This window comes from Oxobacter pfennigii, from assembly GCF_001317355.1.
In the GTDB taxonomy this organism is placed as follows: Bacteria; Bacillota; Clostridia; order Clostridiales; family Oxobacteraceae; genus Oxobacter; species Oxobacter pfennigii.
Map to the genome: position 1 here is coordinate 1 of NZ_LKET01000015.1, position 663 is coordinate 663.

1 protein-coding gene is annotated in these 663 nt (G+C 42.2%); it reads left to right on the plus strand.

What is annotated here, in order from left to right; translation table 11 throughout:
* The coding region (locus tag OXPF_RS01625; protein ID WP_054873477.1) for a methyltetrahydrofolate cobalamin methyltransferase at positions 1 to 663 on the plus strand (663 nt) is incomplete at both ends.

Genomic DNA, 663 nt, shown 5'->3' on the forward strand with positions numbered 1-663 from the left:
TGCGCCAGCACTGCACCGGACATAGAAGTTGAGACTTTAAAATGGCTTATGGACATAGTTCAAAATGCGGTAGACAAGCCTGTTTGCATAGACAGCCCCAACCCAAGGGTAATTGAAGCGGTATTTAAATATGCAAACAAACCGGGACTTATAAATTCCGTATCCGATGAAGGAGACAAGTGCGAAGTAATATATCCTTTAATTCAGGGTACTGAATGGCAGGTCGTTGCATTGACCTGCAACAACAAAGGAATACCTTCAGATGTGCAGACCAGGGTGGATATAGCTAAAGTTGTTACCGACAGAGCTGCAAAGTACGGTATTACTCCGGACAGGATACATATAGACCCCCTTGTTATGGCGCTGTCTGCTGATAATACATCGCTTCTGACATTCTTGGAATCCACAAGGAAGATAAAAGAGATGTATCCGACCATTAAAATAACATCGGGATTGAGCAATATTTCCTTCAGTATGCCATTGAGGAAAATAATAAATGCCAACTTCTTGACTCTTGCGATACAGGGCGGAATGGATTCGGCCATAATGGATCCTTGCAACAGAGATATGATGGCATCCCTTTTAGCAACTGAAGCTTTACTAGGAAGAGACAGATTCTGCAGAAACTTTACCAATGCTTACCGTAAAAATAAAATAGGGCCT